This is a genomic window from Flavobacterium sp. (genome assembly GCF_039932285.1).
In the GTDB taxonomy this organism is placed as follows: domain Bacteria; phylum Bacteroidota; class Bacteroidia; order Flavobacteriales; family Flavobacteriaceae; genus Flavobacterium.
This window is the reverse complement of sequence record NZ_JBDTQE010000085.1, coordinates 1-9,686: the sequence shown is the minus strand read 5'-3', so window position 1 is coordinate 9,686 and position 9,686 is coordinate 1. Positions and strand designations below refer to the sequence as shown.

The 9,686-nt window shown below is 31.1% G+C and carries 10 protein-coding genes and 2 pseudogenes; 10 read left to right on the top strand and 2 right to left on the bottom strand.

The genetic code is table 11. From position 1 onward, the window contains the following. From ABI549_RS12270 to ABI549_RS12250, 5 genes and pseudogenes are all read left to right on the top strand, one after another. Positions 1 to 239: pseudogene (locus tag ABI549_RS12270) on the top strand (Kdo domain containing protein); the annotation flags it as partial. A 10-nt stretch (positions 240 to 249) separates the two neighbouring features. Then, positions 250 to 1,422: a glycosyltransferase family 87 protein gene (locus ABI549_RS12265; RefSeq protein WP_348076753.1), complete on the top strand. Its 1,173-nt coding sequence runs from the start codon at positions 250 to 252 to the stop codon at positions 1,420 to 1,422. Positions 1,423 to 1,427: 5 nt separating this feature from the next. After that, the gene (locus ABI549_RS12260; RefSeq protein WP_348076754.1) at positions 1,428 to 2,369 is read left to right on the top strand and encodes a glycosyltransferase family 2 protein; all 942 of its coding nucleotides are present in this window, start codon (positions 1,428 to 1,430) and stop codon (positions 2,367 to 2,369) included. Next, the gene (locus ABI549_RS12255; RefSeq protein ID WP_348076752.1) at positions 2,369 to 3,142 is read left to right on the top strand and encodes a polysaccharide deacetylase family protein; all 774 of its coding nucleotides are present in this window, start codon (positions 2,369 to 2,371) and stop codon (positions 3,140 to 3,142) included. The genes ABI549_RS12260 and ABI549_RS12255 overlap by 1 nt, the downstream gene beginning before the upstream one ends. A 2-nt stretch (positions 3,143 to 3,144) precedes the next feature. Next, positions 3,145 to 3,897, top strand: coding sequence for a glycosyltransferase family 2 protein (locus tag ABI549_RS12250; protein WP_348076751.1), 753 nt, complete (start codon positions 3,145 to 3,147; stop codon positions 3,895 to 3,897). Here ABI549_RS12250 and ABI549_RS12245 read toward each other — a convergent pair. Together ABI549_RS12245 and ABI549_RS12240 are read right to left on the bottom strand one after the other, a co-directional pair. Then, on the bottom strand, positions 3,879 to 4,994 hold the full coding sequence (locus ABI549_RS12245; protein WP_348076750.1) for a glycosyltransferase family 1 protein: 1,116 nt from the start codon (positions 4,992 to 4,994) through the stop codon (positions 3,879 to 3,881). The two genes, ABI549_RS12250 and ABI549_RS12245, sit on opposite strands and share 19 nt — an antisense overlap. 24 nt (positions 4,995 to 5,018) lie before the next feature. After that, positions 5,019 to 5,834 (bottom strand): 2,3,4,5-tetrahydropyridine-2,6-dicarboxylate N-succinyltransferase, encoded by an 816-nt coding sequence (locus ABI549_RS12240; protein WP_348076749.1) that lies wholly within the window; start codon positions 5,832 to 5,834, stop codon positions 5,019 to 5,021. A gap of 207 nt (positions 5,835 to 6,041) precedes the next feature. Here ABI549_RS12240 and ruvX point away from each other — a divergent pair, with 207 nt between their 5' ends. From ruvX to ABI549_RS12215, 5 genes and pseudogenes are all read left to right on the top strand, one after another. Continuing rightward, a complete protein-coding gene (gene ruvX / locus ABI549_RS12235) occupies positions 6,042 to 6,458 on the top strand; it encodes a Holliday junction resolvase RuvX (RefSeq protein ID WP_348076748.1) in 417 nt (138 codons plus the stop codon). Between the two features lie 22 nt (positions 6,459 to 6,480). Next, complete coding sequence (locus ABI549_RS12230; RefSeq protein WP_348076747.1) at positions 6,481 to 7,971, top strand: malate:quinone oxidoreductase; 1,491 nt, start codon at positions 6,481 to 6,483, stop codon at positions 7,969 to 7,971. A gap of 74 nt (positions 7,972 to 8,045) precedes the next feature. Then, positions 8,046 to 8,630, top strand: a complete 585-nt coding sequence (gene def / locus ABI549_RS12225; RefSeq protein ID WP_348076746.1) for a peptide deformylase — start codon at positions 8,046 to 8,048, stop codon at positions 8,628 to 8,630. Between the two features lie 56 nt (positions 8,631 to 8,686). Next, positions 8,687 to 9,226 carry a DUF5606 domain-containing protein gene (locus ABI549_RS12220; protein ID WP_348076745.1) on the top strand — a complete coding sequence of 180 codons (540 nt, stop codon included), beginning with the start codon at positions 8,687 to 8,689 and terminating at the stop codon, positions 9,224 to 9,226. 174 nt (positions 9,227 to 9,400) lie between these two features. Beyond that, positions 9,401 to 9,686, top strand: a pseudogene (locus ABI549_RS12215) (pyridoxal phosphate-dependent aminotransferase family protein); the annotation flags it as partial.

The window sequence follows — 9,686 nt, the reverse complement described above, 5'->3', positions numbered from 1 at the left end:
ATTTAGTCGATTTAAATAGAATGAATTTTCATACTACAATGAGTTTTAAAACTAGAATGAAAAATTTATCAAGAATAACACCTAGTGAAGCTTGGGTTAGGATTATTAGTTCTGAATACGCAAAACTTTATGACAAAAATGAAGAAGAAGTTTTTCGTTTAATGTGGAAATATAATTTAAAGTTTCAGAATAAAGTAAATTTTAAAAGAAACATCAAGAAGAAACTAGGAATTAAATAAATTTATTTTAGTGAACACATTTTTTAAACATTCATTTTTTACCAATAAAAAATATATTATAACAATATGGCTTGTTATTACAATTATCTCGGTTGTAAAACAGTTTCTTATTGGCAATTATAATAATTATAAAATTTTTAAAGGCGTTTATTTTCATACAATAAATAAATTGCCTTTATATGAAGAATACCCACTAGAATATTTTGACCATAATCATTACGGGCCTATTTTTAGTCTTATAATTGCTCCTTTTGCTATACTACCAGATTATGTAGGAATGGTATTATGGGGGATTTTTAATGCAGCAATTTTAGTTTGGGCAATTACACAGTTACCATTAAAACAGATTCAGATTACAGCTATTTTATGGATTTGTTTTCATGAATTTCTAACTACATTATTAGGATTACAGTTTAATCCAATAATGACTGCAATTATTATATTATCATTTGTTTATATAGATAAGGATAAAGTATTTTGGGCAGCCATGTTTATCGTTTTAGGGGTATTTGTTAAATTATATGGAATTGTTGGATTGGCATTTTTCTTTTTTACTAAGGATAAAATTAAGTTTATAGCTTCATTAATTTTTTGGAGCGTTGTGTTTTTTGTGCTTCCAATGCTAATTTCTTCACCAGAATATATTCTACATACTTATATTGAATGGTTTGATCGTTTGGTTGTCAAGAATGCAGAAAATACAGGTTTAACTTCATATCAAGATATTTGCTTAATGGGAATGGTTCGGAGAATTATGCAAGACAGTAATATCTCCAACTTACCATTTTTAATTAGTGGAATTTTATTATTTGGCTTACAATACCTGAGAATAAAAGAATATAAAGAAAAAGGATTTAGATTAATGATACTGGCTTCGGTATTAATATTCACTGTTATTTTTAGTACAGGATCTGAATCACCAACCTATATTATTGCATTTGTTGGCGTTGCTATTTGGTTTGTAATTCAACCTACACCAATTAATAAATTTTATATTTTTTTATTCATTTTTGCAATAATCTTAACGAGTTTATCTCCATCAGATTTAATGCCTAAATTTTTAAGAGAAAATTATATTCGTCCATTTGCATTAAAGGCATTACCTTGTGTGCTTATTTGGATAGCAATTATCTATGAAATGCTTACAAAAAAGTTTAACAATTACAATACTTTATCCAATTGATTCCAATAAGTAATTCAAAAAAAATAGCCATTGTAATTCCTTCTTTTAACGAGGAAACAAATATCGAAGTAATGGTAAATACTTTGCATGAAGTGATGCAAAAACTACCTTATGATTACCGTCTTGTTTTTGTTGATGATGGAAGTAACGACAATAGTTTGCAAAAATTAGAAGAATTATCGAAGGTTGATAATCGATTGTTTTTTGCCGCTTTATCTCGAAATTTTGGGCATCAAAATGCATTAAAAGCTGGAGTAGATTTAGTAAAAGACTATTCAGACGCAGTAATAACTATGGATGGTGATATGCAACATCCACCAGTACTAATTCCTGAACTCATTAAGAAATGGGAAGAAGGTTACGATGTGGTTTACACCATTCGTGATGAGGACAAAGCACTTTCTTATTTTAAAAAGAAGACCTCAAAATACTTTTATGCTATTATGAATAAATTATCGGAGGTAGAATTTGAACCTGGAACTGCCGATTTTAGATTGATGGATAAAAAAGTTGTCGCAGTTTTCTCCGATTTTTCTGAAAATGAATTATTTATACGTGGTATTATTAGTTGGGTTGGTTTTAAACAATTTGCCATAAATTATGAACCTAACCAAAGATTTTCTGGTAAAAGTAAATACACAATAAGAAAAATGGTACGATTTGCATTGCAAGGTATTACCTCTTTTAGTACAAGACCTTTGCATATTGCCATTTTTTTAGGAGTTGGACTAACACTGTTAGCTTTTCTTTTTTTTATGATTTACGTTATTTATAGTATCTATTTTGGACACGTAATTTCGGGTTGGGCATCATTATTATGTACAGTTGTATTTTTTGGAGGATTAAACCTGATTGTTCTTGGAATAATTGGAATTTATATTGGAAAATTATTCATGCAATCTAAAGGTCGCCCTAATTATTTAATCAGAGAAACAAATTTTAAATAATGGTTTTATTAAGTTTTGATATCGAAGAATTTGACATGCCTTTCGAATATGGTAAAACAATCTCTTTTGAAGAGCAAATAGCTATTTCTATAGATGGAACAGTAGCTATTTTAGATTTATTGCAGAAACACAATGCCAAAGCTACTTTTTTTAGTACAGTAATATTTGCAATAAATGCACCAGAGATTATAAAAAGAATTATTGTCGAAGGCCACGAAATGGCTTCACATAGTTATTATCACAGTGATTTTAAGATAGAACATTTACGGGAATCAAGAGAAAAATTAGAAGAGATAACCAATACTAAAGTAATAGGTTACCGCATGCCAAGAATGTATCCTGTTGATGAAAAAGAAATTTTTAAGGCAGGCTATTTGTATAATTCCTCTATAAATCCTACTTATTTGCCAGGAAGATACAATCATTTTGATAAACCAAGAACTTATTTTAAGCAAGAAGGCGTTTGGCAAATTCCAGCATCAGTAAGTCCAATGATTAGGTTTCCTTTGTTCTGGTTATCATTTCATAATTTACCATTATGGCTGTATCAATTTTTAGTAAAATTGACAATAAAGAAAGATAATTATCTCAATATTTATTTTCATCCTTGGGAATTTACCAATTTAAATCAGCCAGAAAAGTTTAATTTCCCAAAATATGTATCTAAAAATTCTGGAATACAAATGATCGAAAGATTTGATAAAATGTTATTTTGGATGAATAAAAAGAATTATAAATTTGGAACTTTCAAAGATTTTTTAGCCACAATATAATTATGCAAAAAATATCAGTATTTATAATTGCTTACAACGAAGAAAAAATTATTGCACAATGTCTTGAAAAACTTTCTTGGGCAAACGAAATCATTGTTGTCGATTCTGGAAGTTCAGACAAAACGGTTCAAATTTGTGAAAAACATGGAGCCAAAGTGATTTATAATAAGTTTGAAAACTTTGGCAAACAAAAACAATTTGCATTAAACCAAACTACTAACAATTGGGTTTTATCACTTGATGCTGACGAAGTTTTGTCGGACGAATTAATTACAGAAATAAAAAACATCGATTTCACGAAAGAATACAATGGCTATTTAATTCCTAGAACACACGTTTTTTTGCATAAAATTTTCAAATTTGGAAGTGAAAATAAGAAACCAATTCTTCGATTTTTTAATAAAGAATACGGAAAATTCATCGAGAATAAAGTCCACGAAGTGATAGACGTTTCTGGAAAAATGGGCGTCTTGAAAAACGAAATGCTACATTATACGGTTTTTGATATTTCGACAGCGATTCAAAAACAAGTTAAATATTCGCTATTAAGCGGTGAATTTTTGTTCGAAAAAGGAAAAAAAGCTTCTTTGATAAAAGTAATTATCAAATTTCCATTCGATTTTATCCGATTTTATTTCATTCAACGTAATTTTTTAAACGGATATCAAGGTTTTATTTGGAGTATGTTATCGGCTTTCGGAAGTTTTGTAAAGTATGCCAAACTGCATGATTTACATCAAAATAAAGACTTGTAGCATTGCATAATTTCTTTTGCAATCACTTCATCATTAAATTTCTGAACAAATTCAAAACCTTTATTCGCCATTTCATTTCTTAAGTTTTCATCATTTAAGAGTTTTTCAATTTGAAATTTTAAATCTTCTAAATTTTCAGGATTTACATAAATAGAATCAGGCCCGCCAGCTTCAGGAAAAACACCAGAATTGGTTGTAATAACTGGAGTTTTAGAAAATAAAGCTTCAATAATAGGAATCCCAAATCCTTCAAATATCGATGGATATACAAAAAAATTAGCTAATTGATAAGTAATTGCCAATTCTTTACTAGACAAACCTTCAAAAAAAACGACTTTTTCTTCCAGATTATGTTCTTTGATATAGGTTTTTATTTTATTAGAATAACCAGTTTGTTTGCCTATAAGAACGAGTTTGGTATCAATATCTTTAATGGCTTTTACAATGATTAAAGCATTTTTTCGTTCTTCGATTGTGCCGACATTTAATATAAATTCTTTGGGTAAATTATATTTTAAAACCACTTCATTCTTTTCTACGACCGAATAATTTTGCTTAAAAACAGCTTGACAACCTTGATAAATTACTTTTATTTTAGTTGCAGGAATTTTAAGATACGTAATAATATCAGCTTTGGTTTGTTCGCTAATGGCTATGACTAAATCAGCATTTTTTGCTGATTTTTTGAACTTATAAAAGTGTATTTTTCTATCAAAAAAAGAATATAAGTGTGGATATCTCATGAATATTAAATCATGAATAGTCACCACACTTTTTATGTTTTTCTTATTTAATCCAGAAGGAATTTCACCAGATAATCCATGAAATAGCTCAATCTTATCGGTTTCTAAATCAGTAATAATTCCTTTTTGTCTCCACAAATTATAATATTTTTTATAAAATGGAGTAGAAGGCAATTTCTCGAAAACAGTTGAAGAATCAGTAGTAAAAAGAGTTTCTTTATTCTTTTTAGGATTGTAAAGGAAATATCGATTTTCAGGATAATATGTTGCCAGAATTCGTACCAAATCTCGGCTGTAATTGCCCAAACCAGTTTTGTTATGAAAAACCCTTTTCGCTTCGTATCCTATGTTCATTTATTTAATATCAATTTCAAAAATCTAAACCGCTACATCATATTCTCTCAAAGCATCATTCAAAGACGTTTTTAAATCTGTAGAAGGTTTTCTAGTTCCAATAATCAAAGCACAAGGCACTTGAAACTCACCAGCAGCAAATTTCTTAGTATAACTACCAGGAATTACTACAGATCTTGCAGGAACATATCCTTTTCTTTCAATAGGAGTTTCTCCAGTAACATCGATGATTTTTGTTGACGCTGTCAAACAAACATTAGCACCCAGAACGGCTTCTTTCCCAACATGTACGCCTTCAACTACGATACAACGAGAACCAATAAAAGCACCATCTTCAATAATAACTGGAGCGGCTTGTAAAGGTTCTAAAACACCACCAATTCCTACACCACCGGATAAATGCACATTTTTACCTATTTGGGCACAACTTCCTACAGTTGCCCATGTATCAACCATCGTACCTTCATCAACATAAGCACCAATATTTACATAACTTGGCATCAAAATTACACCTTTAGAAATATAAGCACCAAAACGAGCCACAGCAGGTGGAACTACACGAATTCCTTTTTCAGCATAACCTGTTTTTAAAAGCATTTTATCGTGATATTCAAAAATGCCAGCTTCCCAAGTTTCCATTTTCTGAATAGGGAAATACATTACAACTGCTTTCTTAACCCATTCGTTTACTTGCCAAGCATCTCCTTTTGGTTCTGCCACACGCAAAGTTCCAGCGTCCAATAAACTGATAACTTCTCTAATCGCATTGGTAGTTGTTTCTTCTTGTAACAATGCTCTGTTTTCCCAAGCTTGTTCTATAATTGTCTGTAAATTGTTCATCTAAATAAAATTTTAAGCAAATATAAAACCTTTTTCTTTAGGAGCGAATGGCTCGGGCATTTTTGGAAATTATTTTCCTGCTGTTGCTCCAATCTTGCCAAGAAAAATGGCAAGGATTTTCACTTCCATCAGGGCTAAAAGAGAAATCATTTTAATTCTTGTAAATATTTTAAAGAAATCTGTAAATAAACTATTTTTGTAAAAAAAATGCCAAGAATTCTCGCCATCGATTACGGACAAAAACGCACAGGAATTGCGATTACTGACGAAATGCAAATCATAGCGTCAGGACTCACAACTATTGCGTCAGAAACAGCAATATTATTTCTAAAAGACTATTTTGCTAAAGAAAAAGTAGAAAAAGTGCTCATAGGCGAACCGAAACAAATGAACGGAGAACCATCTCAAAGTACTGAGATTATCGAAAAATTTGTAACCAAATTTATAAATAATTTCCCTGATATGCCAATAGAAAGGGTTGATGAACGTTTTACATCAAAAATGGCATTTCAAACCATGATAGACAGCGGACTCAAGAAAAAACAACGACAAAATAAAGCATTGGTTGACGAGATTTCAGCCACTATAATGCTCCAAGATTATTTAACTCGAAAAATGTTTTAAAAACAACATCATACTTAAAAAAATGGCTAGACAAAAAATAGAATCTGATATTGTTCTAATAGGTGCAGGAATTATGAGTGCCACATTAGGATTGTTATTAAAAGAGCTAAACCCAAAACTAAAAATAGAAATTTTTGAACGTTTAGACATCGCAGCTGCTGAAAGCTCTGATGCTTGGAATAATGCAGGAACTGGTCACGCCGCTTTTTGTGAACTCAATTATACACCTGAACTTGAAGACGGAACTATTGAAACCAAAAAAGCAGTAAAAATATCGGAAGCATTTGAAGTGTCAAGACAACTTTGGACATATCTTGTCGAAAAAGGATTACTTCAAGACCCAGAAAACTTCATCAAAAGTGTACCTCACATGAGTTTTGTTTGGGGAGACGAAAATGTGGAGTATCTTAAGAAAAGATTCGAAGCTTTGCAACAATTTCATTTATTTAAAGCAATGGAATTCTCTGATGATATTGAAAAAATCAGAAAATGGGCACCACTTGTGATGGAAAACAGAAACAGCAAAGATAAAATTGCTGCCACATCGATGAAATTTGGAACCGATGTCAATTTTGGTACTTTAACCAGAAGTATGTTCAAGTATTTAGAATCATTAGATGGCGTTACAATGCATTTTCACCATGATGTTTATGATTTAAAAAAGCGTGATGACGGTCGTTGGAGAATAAAAGTAAAAGATATTGCTACTGGCGAAAAGAAAAAAGTCTATACTCCTTTTGTATTTATTGGTGCTGGTGGCGGCTCATTATTGTTGTTAGAAAAAGCAAATATTCCAGAAGGAGATGGTTTTGGAGGTTTTCCAGTGAGCGGACAATGGCTAAAATGTACGAATCTGGAAGTGATAAAAAAGCACGGTGCAAAAGTGTACGGAAAAGCATCGGTTGGTGCGCCACCCATGTCCGTTCCTCATATAGACACTCGAATGATTGATGGAGAAAAAGCATTGTTATTTGGACCTTATGCGGGTTTCTCTACTAAATTCTTAAAAAACGGCTCTTATTTTGATTTGATAAAATCGATAGAATTAAATAATATAAAACCGATGCTTTCGGCAGGAGCAAAAAACATCCCACTAACTAAATACCTTATAGAACAAGTCATTCAATCTTCGGACGATAGACTAAAGGCCCTACAAGAATATGTACCATCAGCAAAAAAAGAAGATTGGGTACTAGAAAATGCAGGGCAACGTGTTCAGGTAATTAAGAAAGATAAAGATGGTCATGGAATTCTTGAATTTGGTACCGAAGTGGTTACAGCTCACGATGGTTCGTTGGCGGTTTTACTTGGCGCTTCTCCAGGTGCATCAACAGCAGTTCAAATCATGATAGATTTAATTGCAAAATGTTTTCCAGAAGAAATAAAAAGCGCAACTTGGCAAACAAAGCTCAAAGAAATTATTCCTTCCTATGGACAATCGCTTAATGAAAATCCTGTTTTATGTGATCAAATTAGATTAAAAACTAATGAAGTTCTAAAATTGAAAGTTTAGTTTTTTTATTTTGTTAAGATTTATGACAATCATTTTAAATTATTTACTTTTGCACTTTATATAATAAAATAAGAATGATTTTACCAATTGTAGGTTACGGCGACCCAGTTTTACGCAAAGTATGCGAGGACGTTACTAAAGATTATATTAATTTAGAAGAAACCATTGCAAACATGTACGAAACAATGTACAATGCTTGTGGAGTTGGATTGGCTGCACCACAGGTGGGATTTCCAATACGTCTGTTTATTGTAGATACAGATCCTTTTAGTGATAGTGAAGACATTTCTAAAGAAGAAGCAGAAGCTCTAAAAGGTTTTAAAAAGACTTTTATTAATGCAAAAATGCTTAAAGAAGAGGGAGAAGAATGGAGTTTTAATGAAGGTTGTTTGAGTATTCCAGATGTTCGTGAAGACGTATATAGAAACCCAAATATTACAATTGAATACTACGACGAAAACTTCAATAAAAAGACAGAAGAATATAGCGGATTGATTGCCAGAGTAATTCAACACGAATATGATCATATTGAAGGGATTTTATTTACGGATAAAATTTCGACTTTCAAGAAGCAACTAATAAAAAAGAAACTTCAAAATATCATGGATGGCAAGGCGCATCCTGATTATAGAATGAAATTAGTGTCAAAAAAACGATAAATAACTTTTAAGTTTCAAAACAAACAATATATATTTGCTTTAATAAATAATTAAAAATGAATTTAGAAAAAATATTAGCCATTTCAGGAAAACCAGGATTATATTCTCTTAAAGTGCAAACAAGAACTGGTTTCGTTGCAGAATCTTTTATCGACGGAAAAAGAATAACAGTAGGTTTGCGTAGTAACGTAAGTTTATTATCTGAAGTTTCAATGTACACTACTAGCGATGAGAAACCATTAGTTGAAGTAATGAGAAATATCGCAAAAAAAGAAAATAATGGACCAACTCCAGCTTTTAAAGACGATAAAGCACAATTAGCAGCCTATTTTCTTGAAGTTCTTCCAGATTATGATCAAGAAAGAGTATATGCTTCAGATATAAAAAAAGTATTAAACTGGTATAATATTTTGCAAGCTAAAGGATTGGTTTCTTCTGAAGAACCTGTTGTTGCCGAAGAAAAATCAGAAAAAACAGTTGTTCCTACTGAAGCTAAGCCAGCAAAAACACCTAAAACAGTTGCACCTAAAAATGCAGGAATGGCTGCAGCTAAAAAAGCACCAGCACAAAAAGCTACAAAGTCAACAAAGAAATAATTGATTTTAATATAATTATAAGTCCTGCATTTGAGTTTCATTTGCAGGATTTGTTTTTTTTAGTATGTTTTAAAAAACAAATCAAATTAAAACTTGAGACAGTTTCAAAAAAATTATGATTAGAAAGATTAAATAATTAATTTTGCAATGTCTTAAAATTTAGATTTTAATGTTATGGTAAAAGATTTATTCGAAAGAATTCAAAACAATAAAGGACCATTAGGAAAATGGGCTTCGCAAGCAGAAGGATATTTTGTTTTTCCAAAATTGGAAGGCGAATTAGGTCCTAGAATGCAGTTTCAAGGTAAAAATATTTTGAATTGGAGTTTAAACGATTATTTAGGTCTAGCAAATCACCCGGAAGTTCGTAAAGCAGATACTGATGCAGCAATAAAATATGGTGCGGCTTACCCAATGGGAGCTCGTATGATGTCAGGTCATACAAAATATCATGAACAAT